The organism is Methanomicrobium antiquum, assembly GCF_029633915.1.
Taxonomy (GTDB): Archaea; Halobacteriota; Methanomicrobia; order Methanomicrobiales; family Methanomicrobiaceae; genus Methanomicrobium; species Methanomicrobium antiquum.
Map to the genome: position 1 here is coordinate 648867 of NZ_CP091092.1, position 25781 is coordinate 674647.

Here is a 25781-nt window from a genome sequence, read left to right on the forward strand (position 1 = left end):
AAAAAATAAAATTGGAGAATATTAATAATGACTAATAAAGTCATAAGCAGAAAAAGTGAAAAAAAAAATATACGCTATTATTTGTATTTTCTAATTATTGTATCAATTAGTATTTTTTTTAGAAATTATTATCTTTTAAGACTAAACTTTCTTGTTTTAGATGGGGATGCAATAATAATAACCAAAAGTATTGAAAGATTATTAGCAAACGGTCTATCTGAAATAGGTTATTCAAATGGTTTTGGCTATCAGTTGTTTGCTGCAATAATATCTATAATGACAAATATTTCAGCTATAAATTTTCAAATATATTTTAGACCGGCACTTGGTACAATTTTCATCATTATTAGTTATTTATTTTATTATTGCTTTTTAAAAGAAAAAAAACTCATAACACTCTCAGTATTATTATTATTATTATCTCCAATGACGCTCTTTGAAACTACACGTGGGTCACATTTTTTTATGACTTTATCTTTTTTTATGTTACTAATATATCTTTTTATAAATTATTTCAAAAAAAAAGATATAAATTGGCTTCTATTAATTTTAATTGTATTTTTTACTTTTTCTTCGACAAATTTTTATTTTATTTTAATTGGTGTTTGTGTATTTATGATAATTATTCTCGCCGATTATTATTTTAAGAGGTGTGATAAAATATCGGGTGGAAAAATAAATTATTTATTAAGCCAACATGTAATAATTTCTATAATAATTTTATCTATACTTGGCCTAACAATTGTTTATATTTATTCTCCTATGCTTGAAATGTCATTATGGACATTTCAAAATATAGGAGATGATTTGTTTATATTTTCATTTGATGAAATTCAAACACCATCTGCTTATACTTATGTTACGGATGCTTGGAAATCACCTATATTATATTGGAGCGTAATTGCTCTTTATCAAATAACCATATTACCCTTGTCAATTGTTCTCTTTGTTTCAATTATTATTAATATATTTATTAAAAATATAAAACAAGAAAGATCTCTTTTATTATCTTTGCTGATATTTGCTATATTGGGAATAATTGTTGTTTTTTCAATTATTGTAGATCTTATTGGAGCAGGTGGAGTTGGTACAAATCTCCAATTAAGAACAACTCAATTTATAATTCCTTTTTCTATATTGATTATTGGCATATATATATCTCATTTTAATAAATCAATATATGAATTTATGCTGTGTAACTATAATATCATTATAATATTTTTAATATTGCTTTTCTCAATTGGTTCTTTGCTTTATATTACAGGTGAACCTTTAGTATCAAATTCATGGAGATTTACAGATAATTATGAAAAAAATACATTATTCTGGTTAGATAATTCATTAAAAAATCAACATAATGTTTGGGAAGCAGATAAATTTGTTACTGGATCCAGACTAAAATTTACTTACTATTATATAAAGCCCTATTTTGAATTTAAAAAGATCAGTTTTGTTAGTAACTCCTTAACTCCAGAATATTACGTTGATTCAGATATAATATCCAGTCACTATAATGATATTGGCATTAAGACTTTTAAATTCGATGAAAAACAATTAATCTATAATAATGGAAAAGCTAATTGTTATCTTAGTTGATTATCATGGCATGTTATAAAAATTCACGAATGTTTTGAGGCACTACACACTATCTTAGGTGTAATTCAATCAACTATAGTTATAAAGAAATTATATATATACACATTTGCATAATATTAAATTGGGGGGAGTATATTTGAAAAAAGTTATAATAATCACTTTTTATTTTTCTCAAAAGGAGATAATTGCCTCTGTTCGACTTAGAGGAATTGCGAAATATTTACCAGAATTTGGTTGGGATCCAACAATTATTACTATAAAACAAACAAATGATGATAAATATTTATTTGATCATAATAAATATAATTTAGTTGAAACTGATTATAGAGACATTTATTCATTTATAAAATTATTTTTTGGAATTGATCCCAACAAAACTATTAATGAATCACTTAATATACAAAATGGTAACCATTTAAGCAATTTATTTGGATATCTCTGTCAAATAATAAATGAGTTCTTATGCTATCCTGATAGAGAAAAAAGCTGGTATAAAGATGGTTTAGAAGCAGGAATAAAATCAATTGAAAATTATGACTGTGAGGCGTTAATAAGTTCATCATCTCCAGTTACTACACATCTTATTGCTCATACTCTTTCTGAAAAATATAATCTACCCTGGATTGCCGATCTTCGGGATCTTTGGACTCAGAATCACTATTATCTTCATTCAAAAATTAGAAGAATAATTGAAACGCGTTTAGAAAAAAAAATACTCAAAACAGCAGATGCATTATCAACTGTTTCAGATCCATTGAATAATTTATTATCTAAGAGATATTCTGAAAAAAAAATTTTTACCATTCCAAATGGATTTGATCCGGAAAAAATGAATCCCGGAGTTCCTTTGAGCAAAGTTTACACAATAACATATACAGGATCTATATATAAAAGGTGGATGGATCCTGAGCCACTTTTTAAGGCATTGAGTGAATTAATCTTTGAGGAAACAATAAATGCAAGTGAGATTTCTATAAATTTTTATGGTAGATTTGATTTTTGGTTAGAGGATAAAGTTGCAAAATATAATCTGGAAGATATTGTTAAATTTCATGGACAAGTACCCCATGATGTTGCGATAAGAAAACAATGGGAGTCTCAGATACTTCTTCTCTTGACTTGGAATAATCCTGAAGAAAAAGGTATATATACTGGGAAAGTATTTGAGTACCTTGCAGCAAAAAGACCAATACTTTCTCTCGGATTTTCTGGAGGAGTTGTTACTAGGCTTATCACCGATACTAATGCAGGTTTTCATGTTTCAAATGAATATGAAATTAAAAATTTTTTAATAAAGAGTTATAATGAATATAAAAAAAATGGATTTGTACAATATAATGGGATACAATCAGAAATAGATAAATATAGTCATTATGAAATGGCTAGAAAATTTTCAGAGGCACTAGATGTTATTTCTTTAAGGTAGTCAAAAAAATATTGATTATATTATTTTAGTGGTAATATTAAGAGTGATATCCATATGTCCTACAAAAAATTCATAAAAGATGTCGGAATAATCGGCATAACGCAGGCAACAACATCACTTGCAGCGTTCCTGCTACTGCCACTCATCACAAAGACACTTGGGCCGTATGATTATGGTATATGGGCACAGATTTCTGTTACTGTCTCCCTGCTCACACCTCTTGGCATTATGGGACTTCAGATGTCAGCGGTCCGGTTCTTATCGGCTGAGAAGGATAAGCAAAAGATTCAGGAGAGTTTCTATTCAATACTTCTGTTTGTATTTGTAACAAGCCTGATCATCTCATCAGCTGTCTTTTTATTATCGGACAATATTGCATCCTTTATTCTCCAGGATGAAAGTGCTTCATATTATGTCAAAGCCGGCGCCGGGCTGATTCTTCTTGGTGCTGTGGGGCAGATTGTATTTATAATGCTAAATTACTTCTGCAATGGAAGGGATTTGATAAAATTTGGAACACCTTTTAATCTTAAATGGACTAATAAGATAGATTACTGATTCAAGTGATAATAATATAAAAGGATTTTAGAGAATTATTAATCTGGGGGGGGCATTACTTTTGAGCAAATTAGTTAATAAAATTATAAAAATAATTGAAGAAATTCCTTTAGCATCCAGAATTTTTTCTTACATATTAAAAAATCCACTTTATAAAGGTGTTCTTGTCCTTGGCAGCGGTACTGCAATTGCTCAGATAATTGGAATTATTACAATGCCAGTTATTACACGCCTCTATACTCCTGATGATTTGGGTGTGCTTGCGGTTTATTCATCAATATTGGCAATTGTTGGAATTGGAGCTACTTTGCGTTATGAATTTGCTTATGCTTTGCCAAAAGAGGATAATGACGCAGCAAATCTTTTTGGTCTGTGTTTAATAATTCTTTTTATTACAACAATAATTTTAGGATTTTTATTATTTTTTGGAAGAGAGTTGCTTGTTAACTTTTTTGATATGAGTATTATTGAACCATACATCTTGTTTTTAATTATTGGATTCATAGGTATGGGTCTTTATACAACTCTGAACTATTGGGCAATAAGACAAAGGGATTACAAAAGAATTACTTATACAAAAGTAAACCAGGGAGCCAGCGGTTCAGTATGTAAAATAATTCTTGGCATCGTTTCTTTTGGACCAATGGGACTTATTTTGGGACATATTGTATCCCAGATTGCCGGTATTGGCACTCTTGCACGTTCAATGTGGATAAAGGATAAGGAAAATCTAAAAAGTATTTCTTTTAGCGGGATGAAAAGCGTTGCAAAAAGGTACAAAAGTTTTCCAATTTATAATTTCCCAGCTTCCATAGTAAATACAATTTCATTGCAAATGCCGCCTCTTGCTCTTTTAATACTGTATAATTCTGAGATTGTAGGATATTATGCACTTGCACACATGTTGATGGTTCTTCCGGGAAGTGTTATTTCTCAATCAATGGGGCAGGCGTACTTGGGAGAAGCCTCAAAAATGGTCAGAGAGAAATCACCGGAACTTCGATCATTGTATGTTAGAACGCTTAAACACTTGTCAATTATTGCTATACCTTTGATAGGGATACCTGCTTTGTTTGCACCATTTTTAGTTCCTATAATCTTTGGAGAAGCATGGGTTGAAGCCGGGTGGTATTGTTGGCCGTTGGCCTTGTTTGTTGTTATGCAATTTATTGTTTCTCCAATCTCTCAAATGTTAATTTTTGGTTTAAATTATATTAACTTATTGTGGGATATAATACGTTTATCAAGCATATTTGGTATTTTTTATGTATCTTATGAATTAAATTTTTCTGTAATATTGACGTTGATCTTATATTCAGTAATGATGACATTGATGTATTGTTTATTGGTTCTGTTTAATATTTATGCAATAAAAGTGTTGTCTATGAAAAAAAGATATAAATAATTGATTTTTTGGGTATTATTTTTCAATTTTAACGAAAAAAAATGAAAATAAAAATCCTTTTTTAAATTTTTTTTCTAATTTATTTAAATATTTGACACACATAGGATGATTTTGAATAAGATATCCAAATATTAATCCTCCAGAGAATAAATGCGTACCATTAAGGACTTTTATTTTAAAATTGGATGTTTTAATTAAGTTAATTATCCTCCAATATGGATAACTCACATGTGGATCTATTGGTATTTTTTTCCTAAATATTTTATTTTTAATTTCTACTTGTATGCGATTTTTCATCCAGAAATAACTGATTAGATTAGGCATGCTGATTAAAGCTTTGTTGCCAGGAATAAGTACTCTATAAATTTCACTGACTCCTGTTTTAGGTTGATTTAGGTGTTCTAAAACCTCTGAACACAATACAAAATTGAAAGTATCATTTTTAAATGGAAGGAATTGGGCATCAGCAATTATAAGGGTGACATTATCAATGAGTCCGCTTTGTTCAATATATTTCTTAGCCTCTTTTATCTCTCTGGTTGAATATTCAATTGCACATACTGAACTACTTAAATTAGCTAAAATATTTGTATATGGACCTCTGCCACATCCAACTTCTAAAACTTTAGAATTATTATTGACATTAAAACTTGGTAATAAAGATATTACATTATCTATTCTCTGTCTATGTTGGTACCGCCATATCCAAGAGTTATAATATTTTATATGCTGATCTAATTTATTCTGTAATTTATCATTAGGAATAACTTCTGGAATAAAGAAATCTTGTTCAACTCTAAAAAAGTATAAAAATTGCTCTTTTAATCTTTCTTTTAGTGCAGAGATAGTTTTGTTTTTTTTCTTTTCTTTTATATATCTGCTATGAGCTATTTGATATGAATATGAAAGATTTGTCTTTTTTATTTGGCATTTATTATCCAATAATTGTTCCTTTAAATCTGTATCCAAATCACATTTTATGGAAACCAATCCAATTTCTGATAAGCAATGTGCATCACTACCTCCTATTGTAGGCTTATTGTATTTCTGTGCCAATTCCTCAGCATAAAAATTATCATATCTTCCTGTTCTAGAATTAAATGTTTCTATGAGGTCAATATGTTCTAATAATTCATTATTTATTATATTCTGGATTTTGGTTCCTCTATACGGATGTGGTAAAACAACAATTCCATCTTGGTTTTTTATCTCGTGTATAACTTCAATGAAATTTCTTGATGAAATTTCATCTTTTAAAAAGAGTCCTATAATGTCTCCATATTCAGTTTTTATTTCAGAACCTATAATTATTTGAAATTCAGGATCATGATTAATATTTATAGCTTCCAATGCACCTTTTATTGTTTCATGATCTGTAATTGCTATTCCATTTAAACCCTTTTTTTTGGCCTCTTTTACAATATCTTCTATTTTAGAATCTGAATCATAAGAATAATCTGAATGTATGTGAAAATCAAAATTCATATTATACCTCTGGTTTTCCGTGTGGATATTTGAGATTTCTATTCTTTATATGAATAAGTAGATAAAAAAAAGTATTAAAAATTTGAATTATATTCGGTTTAATGTCATCAAATTGGACATTCCCATATGTATTTTTATCAAAGAAATCTTTCATATATGATCCAAATGATCTGGGATTTGCAAAAAGATGTATAGTATCATCAGGAAACAGCCACCTAAACTTTGTATTTTGATCATATGTCATTACAGGATCAAATTCTTCGCCTAATGCCATTTTAATTGCAAGTTCTGGAAAGTCCACCCCTGCAGTGGTTGATAAATCAAGTGAACCCCAGAATTTTGGGTTAATCTCCATTAGTTTAAATTGATTATCCCGAGAATCCTTTTTGAATTCTACCATTGCAACTCCATGCCATTTCAGAGCTTTTAATAATTTCAATCCCAAATTCATTAACTCTTCATCATATGTGTTCATTGCAGCAGTACTGGAACCACCGGTTATTGGGTATTCCCTTAATCTTTTATGCATAAATATGGCCTTTACATTACCATGGTTTAACAAGGCATAAAATCCATAACCTTCACCTGGAATATATTCCTGTATTATATAATTAGATAATTTTAGTTTTAAGAAGTCTTTTTGACTATTGATATATTGAATATTACCTGATTCATATATTCCCTTTGCAACTACAGGAAATCTTTCAATTTTTTCCTTCTCATTATATTCTTTAGGTGTAATTAGATCCAATTTTGAAGCTAATTTCATTGTTTTGTCTTTATTGGAAGCAATTTCCATAACATTGAAATCTGCTACAGGAATATGAGTATATTTTATTAATTCATTTTTCCTTTTAGAAATTGCAACTGTAGTATTGTATCCAATAGGAAGAAGAACATCAATATGATTATTTTCTAAATATTTAATTAGAAATTTAGTGAACTCATCAACATTTTTAGGATCGGGATATATTAATTTTTCATTACAATATTTTGAAAAAAATGAAAGTGCATTTTTGCTTTGAGAACCTGCAATAATATAATATCCTTTCTTATTTAGATTTCTAACAGCACCAAGTGTGTGTTTGTATTGAGCATCTGTAATCAGAACTTTAATCATATTTTCACACTATCCAAAAGTTTATTTTCATAAGTAGATTGAATACTTTTCCCATCAGTAATCCAGGCATCATTTTGTTGACAGTAGTTTAGTATTTTCTCATAGAATCTGAGTTCCGGTGTGCCACTTTGCAGATATGTGTTGTGCCATAATAGTGTAAAAACACCGTTTAGCTCTGCGACTTTGTCTATCATTCTTTTTGCAAGGTTCATTGCCGTGTCGTAGTTTAACTTCATGTATGAGTGTAGTATTGTGCAGTCCATAACTGCAAGTGGAATTTCTGTTATGTTGATGAATTCATTTGTGTTCAAGTTGTATGGCCGGAATGGATGACACATGCCATTCCGAAAACCAACACAGTCTGCGTATCCAAATGTTGTGTCATACTTAAATCCGGCACGGGCAAGATGCTCCCAGGTATCCGGTGTTTTAAAGTGAAGAAAATGATTTCGGTAGCCAATGACTTTTGATCCAAGAGCGTCTTCAAGCCTCTTTTTTTCTTCGCAGATCTTTTCATAGGAATTGTAGGCTTCATGACCTCCGTGAAGACCTACTTCCCATCCCCTGTCTTTGATATTTCTTATCTCATCCTTTAAGTCCATGATGTCATATGTATAATCCTGATCACCGGGTTTTAAAGCAAGAAAATAAAAACTTGATTTTGCACCGTATTTTTCTTCCAGGTCCATTATCTCTTCAAAGTTGCAGAGAGGTTGTTTTTTATTAAAAATAGTCTTTATATTCTTAGAAAATTCAGTTTTGTCTTTTTTATAGGTGGATTTGGCGATATGGTAGCATTTGGCAGGAAATTTTCTGTAAACGCTGTCAATATCATGAGTCAGGCAGACAGCGAATTTTTTACCATCCGGATACTTTGGCGTATAGCCGGATTTAAAGAGAAATTCAGATACATTTGGTTCAAAGATATTTCTGGTTTTACTCAGATAATATGGAAATCTGTCAAATCGATCCCGAAATTCAGAACTATATTCCTCTTTTCGTGTAAAATGATCCCATAACTCCGGATGACTTTTAATTAGTTCAAGATAGTCCTGATTCATTTATTCCCCCCTATTTAGATTCTATGTGTTTTCACTGTAAAATGAGGCAATTTCAGATACAATATCCACTGCAGAATCCCCTTTGCCAAATATCTCTGAATTAAAAAGTTTATCAGTTTCACAATCAAAAACTGCCTGAACAATTTTTTCCCTGTCAGCTCCTGTTAGAATATTACGACCGCCTTGAAGAGTCTCAACCCATTCAGTATTCTCTCTGAGTGTTATACATGGAATATTCAAAATATATGCTTCTTTTTGAATTCCTCCTGAGTCTGTCATGATTTTGTTTGCCTTTGACATTAAAAGAAGCATGTCAAGGTATGGCAGAGGTTCTAAAAGAATTAAATTTTCAGGAAGATTTTCATAAAGGCCGTAGCTTTTTAAAAATTTGACAGTTCTTGGGTGAACAGGAAATATGGTAGGACATGAACTTCTTTTTATTATTTCAGAAAATGCTCCAATTATATTTCTCAGATTTTCTTCAATGTCCGTGTTTGAAGGCCGGTGAACTGTTGCAACAAAATAATTCTTTTCGGTCAGGTTCAGGTCTTTTAAAATCGTAGATTTATCTTCAGCAATTTTCAGATTGTACCGAAGAGCATCAAACATTACATCGCCTGTTAGATAAACCCCTTTACCTTTAACTTTAACTTTACCTTTGCCTTTACCGCTGCCTTTACCGCCCTCTCCATTGGTTTCCTGCATTATTGACGCATTGCTGCCTTGTGTTATCCCTTCCTTTGCAAGATTATCAACCGCAGTCTGAGTTGGGCAGAAAAGCAAATCTGAGATATGATCAGTCATAATCCTGTTTATCTCTTCAGGCATTGTTCTGTCAAAGGACCTGAGACCTGCTTCTACGTGTGCAACGGGAATGTGAAGCTTTGATGCGGCAAGAGCGCCTGCAAGAGTTGAGTTGGTATCACCGTAAACCAAAACCATGTCCGGCTTTTCTGTGATTAAGACTTTCTCAATTTCAATTAGCATCTTTCCGGTCTGCTCACCATGACTTGCTGAACCAATATTGAGATGATAATCAGGTTTTGGGATATTTAACTGCTCAAAAAAAACATCTGACATATTGGCGTCATAGTGCTGGCCGGTATGAACCAAAATCTCCTGATTTTCTTTTCTAAGCTCTCTTGATACCGGTGCACACTTAATAAACTGCGGACGTGCACCGACTATTGATACTATTTTCATTTATCATTCACCCCCCTGTGGGAATATCTAAGCGAACCGGATGACCATTCTTATCCCCTCGTCCAATCCCCTTATAAACAAAACCTTTGTCAATCCAGGCGTCAGGCAAAATCACGTTCCTTCCGTCAATTATTACCGGATTTCCATTCTTAAGATTAATCAGACCGCTGATAATCTCAGGTCTCATTTGATAATATTCCCGATGCCCTGCAAGAATTGCAACCGCATCCGCACCTTTTAAAACATCTTCAGGTGACTGTGAAATCTCAACACCCGGATATTTCAGGACATGAGGGTCGTGTATAAAAACACATGCACCTTCTTCTTTGCAGAGATTGTAATAGACTTCAGAGGGAGTGTCCCTTGCATCATCAGAGTTTGCGAGAAACGCCCAGCCGAGAAGTGCAATCTTAGAGCCTTTAATATCTTTTCCGGCACGTCTGAGAGCAGACTTGGTAAGGGTAAGCATATGATGCGGCATGAAGTCGTTAATCTGCCTTGCAAGAACATAGAGTGAATCCTTTCCTTTTGGGAAATCAAGAGGATCAGGGGATCCGGCATTCAGGCCGGTGTTAGCAATCTTAGCAGAATTTTCAGCGGCAATTTTAATACCTCTTTCAAGATGATAAGTATCCTTTGTCAGGCAGTGTCCTCCGACACCGGCACCGGGAAGAAGCATTGCACGTGTAATTCCTTCACCCTTCAGTGAATCAACACCTCTGAAAACGTCATAGAAGTTAATTCCCATAGCCTCGCAGTAAAGTGCAAGCTGGTTTGCCGCGGCAATCTGTAAATCCCGGAATGTGTTCTCGGCAGTCTTTGTCACTTCCGCTGCCGTTGCACTCATAGGGATTATCTTTCCTTTTGTAAGGACTGGTGAATATAATTCAATCGCACGCTTTGTGCTCGGTGAGTCAGGGCCGTCCAAAATTAATTTTTCTCCGGAATCACTGGGTTTATAACTACTGATACCGCCGACAATTCTGTCGTGCTCACGGATATTCTGCAATAATCTTCCAACCATAACCCTTTCCGGTGCATGTGCAAGGAAAAAATCCTTTCCTGCAACAAGGCCTGACTCTGTCTCAAGAATTTCTTTAGCCATTCCTTCTGTTGTTCCGGGAGTAATTGTTGATTCCAAAACAACTAAAGAGCCTTTTGACATATATCGTCCGGTTTTTTCAAGACCGTCTTTTAATGGTGTAAAATCAGGAATCAAAGAATCGCGGTTTTTAAAGGGAGTCTGTATTGCAAGTGTTATTACATCACATTCAGAAATTTTTGAAAAATCAGATGTACACTCAAATTTATTCTCAGAAACAACTTTTTTCAAAAGATCTTTTAGTCCCGGCTCATCCCCTTTAAGAGGACTAATGCCGGAATTGAGCATGTCAATCTTATATCCTGACGACTCTGAATTCCTCTGAAATCCGTATACCTTCTTAAAATGAGGTACATCTGCAAATAAGACTGCAGAAGGAATCCCGACATAACCCATTCCAATAACGCCAATTTTTTCAACAGGCTTAAAAAAATTTATGCTTCCTTCAGATGGCATCTTCTCTTCAGCTCTTCACATGTCTTTAGATTGTCATTGGCCTGTTGTGGTGTTACAGGAAATTGTTTTCCTGTTTTGATGCAGTCGATGAAAGTTTTCAATTCGACTTTTAGCGGTTCATCTTTGTTTACCAAAACTTTTTCAACGATATTTTCCTGTACGTATCTGTCATGTTCAATTGAGTAGTTCTCAGGTTTTCTGTGGATATAGACATCTCTTGACATAAAATCGCCCTCTACTGTAAACTCTTCTTCTTCAACATACATGGAGCGGATTTTTTTAGATGATTTTCTGCTTGCAGAGAGTGATATTGTAGTTCCGTTTGATTCAAAAAGGGCTGAAAAAACATCAAAATTTCCGGAGCATCCGGCAATTCTGCATTTTTTGTCTGTAAACATATTCTGAATCAAATCAATATCATGGATCATCAGATCTTCCAGAACAGAACTTCCGGTAACCCTTGCAGATGCAGGATTATGCCTTTGAATTTCAATATAAATTGGATTTGTAATTATTCTTAGAATTTCACTGATTATTGGATTAAATCTTTCAATATGACCTACTCCTACAATCAGATCTTTTGGAAAAATTTTTAGGAGTTCATCTCCTTCTTTTGAATTTAAGCATATTGGTTTTTCAATAAGCATTCCAACACCAAAATCAGCCACTCTTTTAGCTGTCTCAAAATGATATGGTGTCGGGACACACATACTGACACAGTCAACTCCTTTCAGAAGTTTTTCAACTGATGTTACTGCCTCACCTTCAATCGTTTCTGCAACAGATTTTGCAGATTTTTCATTCAAATCAAAGACCTTTACAGAATCAACACCTTTTAACTCTGAATATATGCGTGCATGGTTTTTTCCCATGATGCCGGTGCCGATTACTCCGACATCCATTTATGCCACCTGGTTTATGACTTTTGCAATGAATCTGCACTCCTCTTCTGAAACTCCCGGATGTACAGGAAGGCTCAAAACACTTGATGAAAGCTCCTCAGAAACCGGACATTTATATCCTGAGTTCTCATAAAGGGGCTGTTTGTGCACAGGAATGGGATAATGAACTGCAGTTCCGATTCCTTTATCGAAGAGATAATCTCTAAACTCATCACGGGTCAGAGGGAAGTTTTTGGCTATTTCAAGTACATACTGGTGCCAGACATGTTTTGAATTATCCCTGCAAAACGGTTTTTTAAGACCTGGTACATTGATTTCTTTACATAGAATCTCTGCATTCTTTGCTCTTTTTTTATTCATCCCGTCAAGCTTTGAGAGCTGAACGTTTCCTATGGCGGCTGATACATTTGACATTCGCATGTTGTATCCAAGTTCGGTATGGAGATATTTAGCGCTTTGACCGTGATTTATCAGTCTTTTTAGTTTGGAGTCAGCTTCTTTGTCATTGGTTGTTACCATTCCTCCTTCGATTGTTGTCATATTCTTTGTCGGATAAAATGAGAAACAGCCTAAATCTCCAAGTCCTCCGACTTTTTTCGAATCATATATCGCTCCGTGAGACTGTGCGGCATCTTCGATTAAAAAAATTCCCTTGTCTTTGCAGATATCATCCAGTGACTTCACATCAAAGGGTTGTCCAAAGAGGTGCACTCCGATGACTGCTTTTGTTTTATCTGATAAATTTTCCAAAACCTCATCAGGATTAATTGTGTAGCTCTCTTCTAAAACATCCACAATAACAGGTTTTGCACCGCACATGCTAACAGATGTTGCTGTTGCAATAAATGTAAAGGAAGGAACTATCACCCCGTCACCTTTGCCGATTCCAAGCGCCAAAAGGCCCATGTGAAGAGCGGCTGTTCCGGAATTAAGACCTGTAGCGTATGATACACCGCAGTATTTAGCAAAATTTTTCTCAAACTCTTCTGTTATTTTTCCCTGTGCAAGCATTCCTGAGCGGAAAACCTCATTTGCCGCGGCAATCTCTTCTCCTCCAAGTGCAGGCTGTGCTATATTTATCATTTTTTAGCACCTGCCGGAAGTGGTTTAAATCTTGCAGGGTTTCCGACTGCAAGTGTTTTTGCCGGAACGTTTTTTGTAACAACAGAGGCGGCACCAACAAGTGAGCCTTCTCCTATTATTACTCCCGGAAGAATTGTTGCATTGGCACCAATTGATGCTCCTTTTTTTATAACCGGACCTTTGATTTCTCCATTTGGAGGATATTGATCGTTTGTTAAAACTGCATTTGGCCCTATGAAGACATCATCTTCAATAACAACGTTGGTTGGAATATATACAAGACTCTGCAGAGAAACATTGCTTCCTATTGAACAGTTTCCTTCAATTATACATCTGCTTCCAACAGAAACATTATCGCCAATAACAGTTTTCTCACGAACCATGACGTCATGTCCGGATGAGAAGTTATCTCCGATAAAAACATCGCAGTAAATAACTGTGCCTGGTCTAATTACACAGTTTTTTCCAATTGTGACGCCATTAAAAGAGTTTTTTTTAAGGTTTTCCTTTGATGGAAATCCAAGAGCCACATCTTCAAAGATATGCCCCCCCTCGCCTATTTTGTTAATCCCGTAATTATCGGGATTATCCTTTTTCATTGAATATATGCCCCCCCAGGTATTAATTAATGAAGTTTTTAGCTGAATATTTTTTTACTTAATATCCATGATATGACACAACCTTTGCATATCACATATGAAGTTTTGTGTGCATGTCATAAAATAGTATTCATTGGTCTTTCTAAAACCCTTATAAAAGAATGAAAACATCTGTCATAAATGAATGGTGTTAAATGAATAGCGATAAATGAATCTAATGTCTGGTCAAATTGGTAATGGATTGACTGGTCATACATCAATCGTCAGAAAAGATACCTTTATTGACATTAATGAGAGATATATCTCTTATCTACAGGCAGATAATTTTTAATCCTTTAGACTCTATAAACTCATAAATTTTATAAAACTGTTATATGAAATATTAGTTTCATGAACTTTTTAAAAGCAGAGGAGACAGAAACGATGGAAACACTGGACAGAATAATAAAAAAAGTAAGAGAGGACTTTATATTTATCAGAGACAGTTGTTTTGCTGTATTGATTTTTGGCTCATATGCACGCGGAGAAAATTGTCTATGCTCTGATATTGATGTCTGCATCGTGCTAAAAGAAAGAAAAATAGAGGGGGGAATATTATACAATAACATTTATGAAAATGTGAAAATGGATGAATATGATGTGGTAATCTTTGAAAGTTGTGATGATAGTCTGAAATATGAGATATCAAAAGATTATATCATTGCCTACTGTGACAATCCTGAAGAATTAAAGAAATATCTGACCCAATCTCTCAAATATACTCCGGTGAAGAAAACAAGAAAAGAACTGTTAAATGAACTCGGGGCAGTAATAAATGCCGCATGACAAAATATCCCGTAAAACTGAATTTATAATTGGGAAACTCAGATTTTTAAGAGAGAACAAACCTGAAAGTCCTGAGATTTTCAAGAATGATGAAATACTGCAGATGGCTATTCTTTATGGAATTCATACAGCAATTGAGGCACTTGTCGATATGGCAATAATAATTGAAACATGCAGAAGTAAAAGGAAAAATGTCGGTGATTATGAAAGAATAGCCTCATTATTTGAAAACGAACTTATTAATGAGGATGAATATAACACACTTAGAAGATTAAATGGTCTTAGAAATGCTATAGTACATACATATGACACGTTGATTCTTGATGAGATCTATATTAATTATGAATCAATCTTCAAAGACATCGGAATAATAACCCGCTCTTTCTGTGAAAAATATTGATTATTATTAGATTTGATATTAGGTTATTTGATAAATCATAAGTGTTTATTCTGAGAAAAAAACTGAAATTAATAATGAAAGAATTTTTTTTGATTGGATTGGGACAGTTACTTGCAACCGCAATTGGCTTTCCAAGTTTTTTTGCAACTTCAATATAACCGGCAATGGCCTCATCGATATTTGCCAGTGCCTGCATCTGAACCCTCACTGATACATCCCGGCAGAGATGGCACTGGTTACAGTATATCCTCCGTCTGCATTCTTTTCCATCATTACTGTGTATAAAAGGTGATTGTGTGACATATGAAATTCCTCTAAGCAGATAATTACTTTTTAGAGGCATATTTGTTTTTACAAGTATCTTAAAATAATCTCTGGCTATTGCTATTACAGGAGAGGTCTCAAAAGAAAAACTGACTATTCAAAAAAAGATGATTGTATTATTTTATATGTAAAATCTTTCATTAACTAAAAAGACGTATTTTGGATTCGTTCAGTTATTTGGGAAAAAAAGGAACCAGAACAATATTACCTTTCATTTATACACAACCTTTAGATCAGAAACAGAATATCGATCAGGTTCATCTTCCAGAAATTTCCTAAGAGACTTATCTGATAGTTTCATAAGTCCGACAGTTTCCTTTTCATCAATAAGGACGTCAGGTTTATCATAAGTCCGTAAAATCTTATTTTTAATCTCTTTGATATCTCTTTTCATATTTATCTCTTAATTTCTGTAGTTGTATTATCCCGAATTTATTTTACACACATTAATCTTGCGCATATATCAACTTATGACTATAGTGACAAAGACCAACAGAATATTGGTCATTGAATATAATATCCTGCTTTAGATAAAGCCTTTATAACCTGTTCTCCTGACAAAACCGGAATTTTATTATTCATACATTTACTGCGACAAAAGCTTCAGTCAGACCATCCTCCGGTCTTAAGGGAATTCCTTCTTCTGCAAGGGATTTCAGATGAAGTTCTATTGCTTCTTTTATATTTTCCTTTGCCTCTTCTTTAGTCCTACCCTGTGAGATGCATCCTGGAAGGGATGGAACAGTTGCGGTAAAAAAACCATCCTCATCTTTTTCAAGAAGAACTTTAAACTGAATCATTTTTTAACCTCTAAAATAACTGTGCGATATTTAATATTCTACATAAATATTACAGTTTTCATTACTGTTTTGTAACCTGACTGAGTGTATCCAGTTGCCTTTATTTTCTGTCTGGACGGACTCCTATTCTAAGAAAATGAAAACATCTGTCATAAATGAATGGTGTCAAATGAATAGCGATAAATGAATTTAATCTCTGGCCGGATTGACTGGTTTATTGCTCTTTTAAAAAATCAGCATAAATATATTATATCATGCATGCATACACGAATGCATGAAAACAATTACAATTAAAGACTCAACATATAAAGATCTAAAAAGGATAAAGGAGCCGGATATGAGCTTTTCCGATGTTATAGACCTTCTATTAAAGTCAAGAAGTTCAGCACCTGACAGATTCTTCGGTGCCCTTGCCGAAAGTTCCCTACTTGATGAAATTGCAGAATATACTATTGAAAGCCGCCGAAATGCAAGGTCGCGTATATGATTGTTCTTGATACTTCCTTTCTAATTGATTTCTTCAAAGGTGTGCCTGAAACACGGGCACTTATTGACGATCGTGTTTACACAATAACTGCAATATCTTATCATGAAATTATAGCAGGAGTAAAAAGGACTCATGCACGTAAAGAAGAAGAATTTTTCAGGGATTTTTTTTCACAGACGCCTGTTCTTGATTATACGATTGCCGCCGCTGAAGAATCAAGTTCCATTGCCGCCAGGCTTTCAGCATCAGGAAAACCTGTCAATGTTATGGACATCCTTATCGCAGGGATTGCATTAACAAACGGCGCAACAGGTATTGCAACTGCTGATAAGGATTTTGGAATTATCGGAGATTATACTGATCTTAAAGCCTGTTTTTACAAAGATGCTGACAGATTTTAATGTCAGTGATAAGGCCATAGTCTCCTGAAAATAATCCGGTATCAGATTAATATGTTGATTTCTCTGTATCCTGAAATAATGAGAACTCAAATTTCTGTGTGTATTATTTGTATTATGAATAATTTTAATATTTACAATATTTGTTATGAATCTTACTAAAAGAATACCTGTTACCAAAAAATATCTGGAAAAGAGCTTTTAGAGATGAAACCGAAAGATCAGATTAACAATGTGAGATGATTGAAGCTAAAAAAAAGCGTCGTCTTGTTGAGGATGTTGAGCATTCTATGTTGGAAGATGACTTTGTTCCTTTGTCGGAGATAATAATTTGAGGATTTATGGTTTAATCAAACACAAATCAGCTGAGGCTATAAATCTACTGCCGGAAAAAACCCGGAGAATAATTTTTGATGCACTTAAAAGCCTTGAAAATAACCCGTGGCCGGGTGCGGGCAACGATAAAGAAAAACTCAGGCTTCATATTCGAAGAAGCTATACAATATTTTATAAAATATACAATGAGAGTCATGTAGTCCTTGTCCATGATGTTATGATAATTGAACAGGCACATAAAAAGTATAGCAGGATGTAATATATAATTCAGCCATATACAGGCGCAATAAGTGATTTTTTTTATCTGAAATATTATAGATATTACTAAAAATGTACAAGTGATATATATTTTATCACCCATTCTCAGAAAAATTACTGTCAACAGACGCCTGGGTCATAAAAGGTACATATGAACGGAGGAATTAATTGAAGGATACTATTAATAAGGAATCATCTGAAGCACCAGGTGTTTTTCTTCATTCATTCTGGAGCATAGAAGATGAATGCCTTGTTATATGGGGAGAAGATAAATCACGCTTAAACAATATGCCTGAATCAAAAAAGGGCAGGAATATCCTTCATCCTTTTTCTGCAACACCGGGCACTTTATTAAGCTTACTTGAAAAAATCCTGCCTGATGTAATTATAAAAGCCAATACCGGCAGTCATACAATAACTCTTCCTGTAAAGCAAAATATACCCTTCAGTTCGCATGAGAATATACCTGATAATGTTGAATGGAGAGAAGTAACTGTTCCTTCCCTTATGTTAAACCCTGTTGATATTCATACTCTTTTTGGAAAAATCAATCCCGACTCATATGTCCCTGACAAAAGCACGCTTGAATACTGGCGGCTTGCCTATTTTTTTATAATAAATCTCTGTTCTGCAGGACTCATATTTCCAAAGATAACATACAATTATCCGGAAAAAACAATGGTCGGATGGAAAGCTCTGATTATTGGTAAAGAAATCAGAAACTATTACGAACTCCTTAAAAGATCAGCGCCAATTGCCGCACTTCCGTCCGGCAAATCTGCCGAAGATACACTTGATTCGTTTTTTGGTGCAGTAATTGCAGGCACTCTTGGAGAATCACTTGGCAAAAATTCAGGATTAAACAGAAAAGAGAAGAAAATTGACAATAAAACTTCTCCTGAGAAGCAGTTTATCGAATGCCTTCGGGGAGAAAGGAGTCAGTTCACATCTGATGAGTATAAAACAGGTAATTTTGCAAGGAGAGCAGAAAATCTGCTTTCATTAACTGAAATAGATAAATTTTTCCTTAAAACAGATTCTGAACAAACAATATCTGAAAAATACACACCATTGATAAGGCTAAGCTGTAATCCTGAAGATATTTATGCAGACTGGCTTGTCTCTTATGGATTTTTAACCGGAAATTCTCCCGGGGATATAATAAATCCTGATGAAATATTCAATAATCCTGAATTAAATCACTATTCAAAGGCCGAATTATTCTCCCTCATAAACCGTGCATCAGAGTTGTACCTTAAATTAAAGAAGAGTTTACAGACGATGTACTGCGAACCTTTAGTTATAAGTTCAGATGACGCCTTTGATTTTCTACTAAACTATGCCGGTCTGTTTGAGGAAGAAAATTTTACTGTTGAAGTGCCATCCTGGTGGAAATCCCCTGCAAAAAAGCCCCTGATGAAAATTTCAGCAGAGCCATATGAAGACACTCTCTTCTCAGCAAATTCTCTTGCCGGGTTTAGATGGGAAGCGGCTATAGGCAGTACAAAGATTTCAGCAGAAGAATTTGAAGAGCTTGTCAGACAAAAAATCCCTGTCATAAAATATCAGGGCAACTGGATACGACTTGATATAGAAAATATTGAGAAGCAGATAAATTATCTTAAAAAAAGGCATCCTGAAAATATTCTGTCATCTGCCGGGCTTCTCAGGCTTGAGGCCGAGACTGATATTGAAATTGAGGCAAAAGGCCGTTTTGGAGATATGCTTGCTGTAATAAGAGAGCCCGGGAAAATCCCCGATGCAAAAGTTCCGCAGACATTTAAGGGGACATTAAGACCCTATCAGGAAAGGGGCATGTGCTGGCTGTCTTATATGTTAGAATTTGGATTTGGAGTATGTCTTGCAGATGATATGGGGCTTGGAAAAACAATTCAGCTAATTGCGTATCTCGCTTTATCTCCGGAAAAAACAAAGCAGACATTAATCATTGCGCCAATGTCTGTTCTTGGAAACTGGAAGAGAGAGATAACTGTATTTCTGCCTGAAGAAGATGTATACATCCATCACGGAACATCAAGAGAAAAGAGTGATGATTTTAAAAAGGCCATAAAAAATCACAGAATAATTCTTACGACCTACCATCTGGTGCAGAGGGATGAGGAGTTCATATCTGCTATTGACTGGGATTTGGTTGTCCTTGACGAAGCCCAGAATATCAAAAATCACAGGACAAAACAGTCAAAAGCTGTTAGAAAACTCAAATCAGAAAAAAGACTGGCTCTCACCGGAACTCCGGTTGAAAACCGCCTTTTGGAACTCTGGTCAATAATGGACTTTTTAAATCCGGGTTATCTTGGAAGTTACGCCGAATATAAATTAACATTTGGTGAATCCGGGCTTAAAGAGGGATCCGCTGAAAAATTAAGGCGTCTTATCCGGCCCTTTATGCTAAGAAGGCTGAAGGCTGATAAGACAGTTATTGCAGATCTTCCCGATAAGATGGAGATGAAGGTATATTGCCCGCTATCAGGGGAGCAGGCCGCACTTTATACTGCCGCTGTTTCTGAGATGCTTGGAGAGATAGAAGAGTCCGGCGGAATTGAGAGAAAAGGCAGAGTGTTGAGTGCTCTTACAAAACTAAAGCAGATATGTAACCATCCTGCACTATTTCTAAAGGAAGACAGGTTAAAAAAAGGAAGATCCGGAAAGCTTGACAGGCTCACAGAGATGCTTGAGGAGGTTTGTGCCAATAATGAAAAAGCCCTTATTTTCACCCAGTATGCCACTTTTGCAGATATGCTTGGTGATTACTTAAAGACTTCAGCAGGTGTGCCGGTATATATCATACATGGTAAAATCCGCAGGAAAAAAAGAGAGCAGATGGTTGAGCTTTTCCAGAAAACACCGGGTCCCGGGATATTCATTCTTTCTCTAAAAGCAGGAGGAACCGGATTAAACCTGACCGCCGCATCACATGTTTTTCATATTGACAGGTGGTGGAATCCGGCTGTTGAGTCACAGGCAACAGACAGGGCATTTCGGATTGGGCAGGATAAAAATGTTCAGGTGCATCTGATGGTAGCATCCGGAACATTAGAGGAGAAGATAGATCAGATGATTGAGAGAAAAAAAGATCTTGCTGATAAGGTTTTAACTCCCGGGGATAATTGGCTTACTACTCTTTCAAATGATGAGATAAGAGAAATATTATCTCTTAGTATTGCCGGGGATGAGCTTATATGAGCTGGTATTATTATACAAATAACAGACCTTATGAGGTAAAAGGAGGGCTTAAGGTTGAAAGTAAAAGAGGTAATATCGGCACATCCTGGTGGACAAAAAAAATTCAGAATAATTACCTTCCATACAGCAGTGACACTAAAGTGTCCCGTGGTAAGAATTATGCACGAAGTGGTCAGATAATCTCTATCTCTATTACTCCGGGTCTTGTAAAAGCATATGTTCAGGGAACAATGAAAACCCCATATGAAATTAAGATAATGTTTGGTCATGCAGAGAAAAATTCAGGTTATAAGGAAAATCTGGTATCATTTCTTGCAGAAAATTTTTCAGAGTTTCTAAACACCAGTCCTGAAAATTTTTCAGAGGATTTTGTAGAAACTATTGAAGAAAATACCGGATTTGTATTGATTCCGGAAGAAACAGATTTTTCACCGTCATGTTCGTGTCCTGACTATTCAGACTTCTGCAAACATGCACATGCCGTTTTGTTTCTGATGGCTGAGATGCTTGATAATGACCCAAAACTTTTGTATACGCTTGCAGGGTTTGACAGCAAAAGTCTGATGATGGAGGTATCAGGGATAAAGTTTGGACAAGCTAAAGGCGGAGTTTCTGAGTCTCCAATAGTATACTCGGTTAATAAAGAGAATTTCTGGAATCCTGGTGAAGATTTATTCTCAGCCGGAATTTTTTGCTGTGATCTGAAAAGAAATGCCCTGAAATCAGCATCGGATGAATTGTACCTGTCTCTTGGAGAAAAATTCTCAATGTATAATAGTTTTGAAAAAACGGCTTCTGATATTATGAGAATTAAGAATAAATGTGCCGGTCATGCAGAAATGATTCTTAAAAAAATACAATAAATCCTTTATTTAGTTATTAAAACCGCTAATTTACAAAATAAATCCTTAAAATGTCTGGGATGTAGAAAAAAAATATTTAGAAATCAGTCATAATTCTGAACTGATCAATCTCTTCCTTGTTTAATTCCTCAAGGAACTGCTCTGCCGCATCTGAAATATTCTTGCTTGCTGTGATTGCACGGCCGACAACAATAATATCAGCGCCTGACTTAAGAGCTGTCTTTACAACATGCTGGCGTATACCGCCTGCGGTTGCAACAAGAAGCTTTCCGCCGGCGGCCTTTTTGATTGCCGGAATATCTCCCCAGTTGTATTCTGTTGATTCGTTGTCGATTGCACGGTGCATCTCAACAATGCTTGGAACAGCATTTAATTTTGCAAGCTCTTTTATAAGTTCTGCAGGCTTGTCAACATTCAACATATCAATAACAGAGTATATGCCTGTCTTTCTTGCCTCTTTTATGAATTTTTCAATTGTTGATATTGGAGCAAGTCCTGATACTACAACAGCGTCTGCCGAGGCGTTAGCAGCCATCCTTGCCTCAAGGTTTCCTGTATCGAGTGTTTTAAGATCAGCTATAATGAATGCGTCAGGCCTTATCTTTCTGATGCTGTCGATTACTGAAAGTCCGAACTGTTTGATTAACGGAGTTCCTGCCTCAATTAACACATGATCGTTTTTGGGAACAGATGTAAGCACTCTCTCAACCGATGCCATGTCAACAAGATCCATAGCGACCTGGAGGTATGGCGGATCCCAGAGTCTGTGAACCTTGAATCCCATAACAGCATGTCCTGCACGGTCTTTTTCCTTAATAAGTGTAGCCTTGTCAGGGAATTTTTCAAATGCACGCTCAATTGCAAGCTTTGTTGAACCATAGTTGTAGCGGTATATGCGGTTGTAGTCCTTTGCATCAGGATGGAGGAATGCGCTGACCAAAAGAACCATCTCTTCAGGGTCGCATTCGCGGTTGTCAAACATTCCTTCTTCATATGAATCAGCAACAGCCTTTGCAACCGCGGCCTGAACTGCGCCAAACATTGCATTGACCTGTGCCTCATGTTTGAGTGTCACTTTTGGAATGATGAGTGTTGCAGGCTTTGTTAAAAGATTTGGCCTTACTACAGCCAAAAGCGGGGTGTGTCCGGCTGAGAGCTGTGATGCCGCATTTGCAAATGCCATTCCAACCGGACCTGTTTTATCGCCGATTAAAAGATCTATGTGCGCAAGCTCTGCGCCTTCACCTTCGAGTGCTTCTCCTATTAAATACATATCAGGTTTCCTACCTGTCTTAGATATGGGTTTTACTGGTAAAAAATAGTAAGCTTACAGTTCTTCATAATTGATTGAAATTTACATGAAAGTTATTTCGTAACTGACATAAAATTGTTGCATGAAACGATAATTTCATGAGCGTTTTTAGTAAAAGTGGGGTCGGTGAGATTTGAACTCACGATCGACGGGTCTCTCCGAACATGCGCTATAGTTTAAAACGCTGTATTCATCAAAGTGCAAATCAATTGCATCAGCGCTCCAACGGATCATCACAGGATTTCTCCTCAGCAGACCCATTGTTCATCATACGCAAAGACCGTTGGAGCCCGTCGCCATGCCGGACTAGGCCACGACCCCTAAATGTTTTTTAAGGATTGCAACTAGTTTTAGATGGAATACAATTTAAGAATTTTGATATTGCTCTAAAAAAATCTGCATATCCGGCTGTTTTTAAAAAGTCAGGTATTAAAAAAAACAGAATGAGAATTTAAGATCTAAAAAAAGTATCTTTCTGAGAACTATTCCGTCAAATATAATTTCTATTTTTTACATACTTATATGAATATGGCTAAGATAAGCTACGCGAGTGGTTTGTCGGATGTACCCCTGATTGGTGAGACCATCGGGGAGATGCTTGAAAATATCGTAAGCAGATATCCTGACAACGATGCTCTGGTCGCGGTTGACCAGAACATAAGGTGGACGTACAGCGAATTCCTGCAGAAAGTGGATGAGCTTGCACGAAGTCTTATGTCACTTGGAGTCAACAAGGGCGACCGCGTGGGTATCTGGGCAATGAACTATGCCGAATGGGTTGTAGTTCAGTTTGCAACCGCTAAATGCGGTGCGATAATGGTAAACATTAATCCGGCATACAGGACATTTGAGCTTGAATATGCACTAAAACAGGCCGAAGTTCACACACTGATTCTTCAGGGCAGATTCAAAAAATCTGACTATGTAGGAATGCTCTATGAGGCATGTCCTGAAGTAATTGAGTCACGCCCGGGCAGAATATCAACAGAGAAATTTCCGTTTTTAAGAAACGTTGTCTTTATGGGAAACATTCCCTACAACGGAATGTTCACGTGGGATGAGTTTTTATCAAAGGGTATAAATGTCAGCCAGGATGAGTTAAAGGAGCGGGAATCAACTCTTAATTTTGATGATCCAATAAACATTCAGTATACGTCCGGAACAACCGGTTATCCAAAAGGTGTTGTATTAACGCACCACAGCGTTTTAAATAACGGTTATACAATCGGCTCCGGAATGGGCTTTACTGAAAAGGACAAACTTTGTATTCCTGTTCCTTTTTATCACTGTTTCGGGATGGTTTTGTCAAATCTTGCATGTGTAACTCATGGAACAACTATGGTCATTCCTTCACCTGCTTTTGATGCCGAAGCTGTTTTAAAGACTGTTGATAGCGAAAAATGCACAGCTCTTCATGGCGTTCCCACAATGTTTATTGCCGAGCTAAAACATCCGAATTTCAATAAATACAGATATGATACTCTAAGAACCGGAATTATGGCAGGGTCGCCATGCCCGGTGGAATACATGAAGCAGGTCAATGAGAAGATGAACATGAAAGACATTGTAATTGTATACGGGCAGACCGAAACATCCCCTGGTGTTACAATGACAACAACAGGCGATCCGCTTGATAGAAGGGTTACAACTGTCGGCAGGACATTTCCTCATGTTGAATTAAAGATAATAGACCCGGTGACACAAAAAATTGTTCCGCGTGGAGAAAGAGGAGAAATCTGTGCACGCGGCTATGTTGTGATGAAATGCTACTACAACAATCCAAGTGCAACACGCCAGACCATTGATTCAAACGGCTGGAATCATACAGGTGATCTTGGAATAATGGATGATGAAGGCTACGTAAAGATTGTCGGAAGGCTTAAGGAAATGGTCATCCGCGGCGGCGAAAACATCTATCCGCGTGAAATTGAAGAATTTTTCCACACAAACAGAAAGATAGAGGATGCATACGTAATCGGCGTTCCTGATGAGAAGTACGGAGAAGAGCTGATGGTCTGGGTTAAGCTTCGCGATAAAGAGACCCTGACTGAAAAAGAACTTAAGGAATTCTGTGATGGAAAGATTGCAAAATATAAGATTCCAAGGTATGTTAAGTTCGTTGATGAATTCCCAATGACAGTCTCCGGAAAAATCAGAAAACTTGAGATGCGTGATATTTCAATAAAAGAGCTTGGTCTTGAAAAAGAAGCAACAATCGAGACAGCCTGAAAATTCTATATTTCAATTAAAACATTTTTTCAATTGTATAAATCTTTAAATTGTATTATTTTTTAGTTGTATAAACTTTTGAATTTTAGAATTTTTTAATTGTATTTTCTTTTAAATTATAATCTTTTTTTAATTGTATATACTTTTGAATTGCAAGATTTTTTTAATTGTATATACTTTTGAATTGCAAGATTTTTTTAATTGTATTTACTTTTGAATTATAAATTTTTTTTAATTGTATTTGCTTTTGAATTATAAATTTTTTTTAATTGTATGTCCTTTTAAATTGCAATACTTTTTCAATTGTATAAACTTTTGAATTGCAAGATTTTTTTCAATTGTATTTGCT

General features: G+C 35.2%; 23 protein-coding genes and 1 tRNA gene. 12 read left to right on the forward strand and 12 right to left on the reverse strand.

Annotation, left to right across the window (positions count from 1 at the left end):
• Window positions 1–27 precede the first annotated feature (27 nt).
• From L1994_RS03145 to L1994_RS03160, 4 genes are all read left to right on the forward strand, one after another.
• Complete coding sequence (locus tag L1994_RS03145; RefSeq protein ID WP_278100241.1) at window positions 28–1596, forward strand: hypothetical protein; 1569 nt, start codon at window positions 28–30, stop codon at window positions 1594–1596.
• Window positions 1597–1732: 136 nt separating this feature from the next.
• Window positions 1733–3022: a glycosyltransferase gene (locus L1994_RS03150; protein WP_278100242.1), complete on the forward strand. Its 1290-nt coding sequence runs from the start codon at window positions 1733–1735 to the stop codon at window positions 3020–3022.
• A gap of 54 nt (window positions 3023–3076) precedes the next feature.
• Complete coding sequence (locus tag L1994_RS03155) at window positions 3077–3580, forward strand: lipopolysaccharide biosynthesis protein (protein ID WP_278100243.1); 504 nt, start codon at window positions 3077–3079, stop codon at window positions 3578–3580.
• Window positions 3581–3641: 61 nt separating this feature from the next.
• A complete protein-coding gene (locus L1994_RS03160) occupies window positions 3642–4985 on the forward strand; it encodes an oligosaccharide flippase family protein (protein ID WP_278100244.1) in 1344 nt (447 codons plus the stop codon).
• A gap of 15 nt (window positions 4986–5000) precedes the next feature.
• Here L1994_RS03160 and L1994_RS03165 read toward each other — a convergent pair whose 3' ends face one another.
• From L1994_RS03165 to L1994_RS03200, 8 genes are read right to left on the reverse strand one after another with little or no spacing between them, the layout of a single operon-like run.
• Window positions 5001–6470: a methyltransferase domain-containing protein gene (locus tag L1994_RS03165; protein WP_278100245.1), complete on the reverse strand. Its 1470-nt coding sequence runs from the start codon at window positions 6468–6470 to the stop codon at window positions 5001–5003.
• Between the two features lies 1 nt (window position 6471).
• The gene (locus L1994_RS03170; protein ID WP_278100246.1) at window positions 6472–7590 is read right to left on the reverse strand and encodes a carboxylate--amine ligase; all 1119 of its coding nucleotides are present in this window, start codon (window positions 7588–7590) and stop codon (window positions 6472–6474) included.
• Entirely contained in the window at window positions 7587–8651 is a 1065-nt protein-coding gene (locus L1994_RS03175; RefSeq protein WP_278100247.1) for a polysaccharide deacetylase family protein, read from the reverse strand. Before L1994_RS03175 ends, L1994_RS03170 begins: the two co-directional genes overlap by 4 nt.
• A 21-nt stretch (window positions 8652–8672) precedes the next feature.
• On the reverse strand, window positions 8673–9854 hold the full coding sequence (locus L1994_RS03180; protein ID WP_278100248.1) for a UDP-N-acetyl glucosamine 2-epimerase: 1182 nt from the start codon (window positions 9852–9854) through the stop codon (window positions 8673–8675).
• Between the two features lie 7 nt (window positions 9855–9861).
• Window positions 9862–11412 (reverse strand): nucleotide sugar dehydrogenase, encoded by a 1551-nt coding sequence (locus L1994_RS03185; protein WP_278100249.1) that lies wholly within the window; start codon window positions 11410–11412, stop codon window positions 9862–9864.
• Window positions 11391–12314, reverse strand: a complete 924-nt coding sequence (locus L1994_RS03190; RefSeq protein WP_278100250.1) for a Gfo/Idh/MocA family protein — start codon at window positions 12312–12314, stop codon at window positions 11391–11393. The genes L1994_RS03185 and L1994_RS03190 overlap by 22 nt, the downstream gene beginning before the upstream one ends.
• Window positions 12315–13397, reverse strand: coding sequence for a DegT/DnrJ/EryC1/StrS family aminotransferase (locus L1994_RS03195; RefSeq protein ID WP_278100251.1), 1083 nt, complete (start codon window positions 13395–13397; stop codon window positions 12315–12317). It abuts the gene before it with no gap.
• The gene (locus L1994_RS03200) at window positions 13394–13996 is read right to left on the reverse strand and encodes an acyltransferase (RefSeq protein WP_278100252.1); all 603 of its coding nucleotides are present in this window, start codon (window positions 13994–13996) and stop codon (window positions 13394–13396) included. The genes L1994_RS03195 and L1994_RS03200 overlap by 4 nt, the downstream gene beginning before the upstream one ends.
• A 423-nt stretch (window positions 13997–14419) precedes the next feature.
• On the opposite strand from L1994_RS03200, the gene L1994_RS03205 reads away from it, so the two are divergent.
• Window positions 14420–14821: a nucleotidyltransferase domain-containing protein gene (locus L1994_RS03205; protein ID WP_278100253.1), complete on the forward strand. Its 402-nt coding sequence runs from the start codon at window positions 14420–14422 to the stop codon at window positions 14819–14821.
• Window positions 14811–15221 carry a type VII toxin-antitoxin system HepT family RNase toxin gene (gene hepT, locus L1994_RS03210; RefSeq protein ID WP_278100254.1) on the forward strand — a complete coding sequence of 137 codons (411 nt, stop codon included), beginning with the start codon at window positions 14811–14813 and terminating at the stop codon, window positions 15219–15221. The genes L1994_RS03205 and hepT overlap by 11 nt, the downstream gene beginning before the upstream one ends.
• Window positions 15222–15756: 535 nt before the next feature.
• Here hepT and L1994_RS03215 read toward each other — a convergent pair.
• Window positions 15757–15939 carry a hypothetical protein gene (locus tag L1994_RS03215; protein WP_278100255.1) on the reverse strand — a complete coding sequence of 61 codons (183 nt, stop codon included), beginning with the start codon at window positions 15937–15939 and terminating at the stop codon, window positions 15757–15759.
• A 184-nt stretch (window positions 15940–16123) separates the two neighbouring features.
• Window positions 16124–16345 (reverse strand): type II toxin-antitoxin system HicB family antitoxin, encoded by a 222-nt coding sequence (locus L1994_RS03220; protein WP_278100256.1) that lies wholly within the window; start codon window positions 16343–16345, stop codon window positions 16124–16126.
• Window positions 16346–16619: 274 nt separating this feature from the next.
• Between L1994_RS03220 and L1994_RS03225 the strand changes: the two genes are divergently transcribed.
• The 5 genes from L1994_RS03225 to L1994_RS03245 all read left to right on the forward strand — a co-directional run bounded on the left by L1994_RS03225 (window position 16620) and on the right by L1994_RS03245 (window position 21891).
• On the forward strand, window positions 16620–16832 hold the full coding sequence (locus tag L1994_RS03225; protein ID WP_278100257.1) for an antitoxin VapB family protein: 213 nt from the start codon (window positions 16620–16622) through the stop codon (window positions 16830–16832).
• A complete protein-coding gene (locus L1994_RS03230; protein WP_278100258.1) occupies window positions 16829–17233 on the forward strand; it encodes a type II toxin-antitoxin system VapC family toxin in 405 nt (134 codons plus the stop codon). The genes L1994_RS03225 and L1994_RS03230 overlap by 4 nt, the downstream gene beginning before the upstream one ends.
• Window positions 17234–17561: 328 nt before the next feature.
• Entirely contained in the window at window positions 17562–17825 is a 264-nt protein-coding gene (locus L1994_RS03235; RefSeq protein WP_278100259.1) for a type II toxin-antitoxin system RelE family toxin, read from the forward strand.
• 167 nt (window positions 17826–17992) lie between these two features.
• Window positions 17993–21028, forward strand: a complete 3036-nt coding sequence (locus L1994_RS03240; RefSeq protein ID WP_278100260.1) for a DEAD/DEAH box helicase — start codon at window positions 17993–17995, stop codon at window positions 21026–21028.
• The gene (locus L1994_RS03245; protein ID WP_278100261.1) at window positions 21025–21891 is read left to right on the forward strand and encodes an SWIM zinc finger family protein; all 867 of its coding nucleotides are present in this window, start codon (window positions 21025–21027) and stop codon (window positions 21889–21891) included. The genes L1994_RS03240 and L1994_RS03245 overlap by 4 nt, the downstream gene beginning before the upstream one ends.
• 76 nt (window positions 21892–21967) lie before the next feature.
• Here L1994_RS03245 and L1994_RS03250 read toward each other — a convergent pair whose 3' ends face one another.
• Window positions 21968–23164, reverse strand: a complete 1197-nt coding sequence (locus L1994_RS03250) for a bifunctional 5,6,7,8-tetrahydromethanopterin hydro-lyase/3-hexulose-6-phosphate synthase (protein ID WP_278100262.1) — start codon at window positions 23162–23164, stop codon at window positions 21968–21970.
• 157 nt (window positions 23165–23321) lie between these two features.
• Window positions 23322–23524, reverse strand: a tRNA-Trp gene (locus L1994_RS03255).
• 207 nt (window positions 23525–23731) lie between these two features.
• On the opposite strand from L1994_RS03255, the gene L1994_RS03260 reads away from it, so the two are divergent.
• The gene (locus tag L1994_RS03260) at window positions 23732–25432 is read left to right on the forward strand and encodes an AMP-binding protein (RefSeq protein ID WP_278100263.1); all 1701 of its coding nucleotides are present in this window, start codon (window positions 23732–23734) and stop codon (window positions 25430–25432) included.
• Window positions 25433–25781: the final 349 nt, after the last annotated feature.

Excerpts from the sequence above, each read along its gene's own strand:
- L1994_RS03145 (WP_278100241.1), top strand. The coding sequence starts at position 28 with ATGACTAATAAAGTCATAAGCAGAAAAAGTGAAAAAAAAAATATACGC.
- L1994_RS03155 (WP_278100243.1), top strand. The coding sequence starts at position 3,077 with ATGTCCTACAAAAAATTCATAAAAGATGTCGGAATAATCGGCATAACG.
- L1994_RS03165 (WP_278100245.1), bottom strand. The coding sequence starts at position 6,470 with ATGAATTTTGATTTTCACATACATTCAGATTATTCTTATGATTCAGAT.
- L1994_RS03170 (WP_278100246.1), bottom strand. The coding sequence starts at position 7,590 with ATGATTAAAGTTCTGATTACAGATGCTCAATACAAACACACACTTGGT.
- L1994_RS03175 (WP_278100247.1), bottom strand. The coding sequence starts at position 8,651 with ATGAATCAGGACTATCTTGAACTAATTAAAAGTCATCCGGAGTTATGG.
- L1994_RS03180 (WP_278100248.1), bottom strand. The coding sequence starts at position 9,854 with ATGAAAATAGTATCAATAGTCGGTGCACGTCCGCAGTTTATTAAGTGT.
- L1994_RS03185 (WP_278100249.1), bottom strand. The coding sequence starts at position 11,412 with ATGCCATCTGAAGGAAGCATAAATTTTTTTAAGCCTGTTGAAAAAATT.
- L1994_RS03190 (WP_278100250.1), bottom strand. The coding sequence starts at position 12,314 with ATGGATGTCGGAGTAATCGGCACCGGCATCATGGGAAAAAACCATGCA.
- L1994_RS03195 (WP_278100251.1), bottom strand. The coding sequence starts at position 13,397 with ATGATAAATATAGCACAGCCTGCACTTGGAGGAGAAGAGATTGCCGCG.
- L1994_RS03200 (WP_278100252.1), bottom strand. The coding sequence starts at position 13,996 with ATGAAAAAGGATAATCCCGATAATTACGGGATTAACAAAATAGGCGAG.
- L1994_RS03205 (WP_278100253.1), top strand. The coding sequence starts at position 14,420 with ATGGAAACACTGGACAGAATAATAAAAAAAGTAAGAGAGGACTTTATA.
- hepT (WP_278100254.1), top strand. The coding sequence starts at position 14,811 with ATGCCGCATGACAAAATATCCCGTAAAACTGAATTTATAATTGGGAAA.
- L1994_RS03215 (WP_278100255.1), bottom strand. The coding sequence starts at position 15,939 with ATGAAAAGAGATATCAAAGAGATTAAAAATAAGATTTTACGGACTTAT.
- L1994_RS03220 (WP_278100256.1), bottom strand. The coding sequence starts at position 16,345 with ATGATTCAGTTTAAAGTTCTTCTTGAAAAAGATGAGGATGGTTTTTTT.
- L1994_RS03225 (WP_278100257.1), top strand. The coding sequence starts at position 16,620 with ATGAAAACAATTACAATTAAAGACTCAACATATAAAGATCTAAAAAGG.
- L1994_RS03230 (WP_278100258.1), top strand. The coding sequence starts at position 16,829 with ATGATTGTTCTTGATACTTCCTTTCTAATTGATTTCTTCAAAGGTGTG.
- L1994_RS03245 (WP_278100261.1), top strand. The coding sequence starts at position 21,025 with ATGAGCTGGTATTATTATACAAATAACAGACCTTATGAGGTAAAAGGA.
- L1994_RS03250 (WP_278100262.1), bottom strand. The coding sequence starts at position 23,164 with ATGTATTTAATAGGAGAAGCACTCGAAGGTGAAGGCGCAGAGCTTGCG.
- L1994_RS03260 (WP_278100263.1), top strand. The coding sequence starts at position 23,732 with ATGGCTAAGATAAGCTACGCGAGTGGTTTGTCGGATGTACCCCTGATT.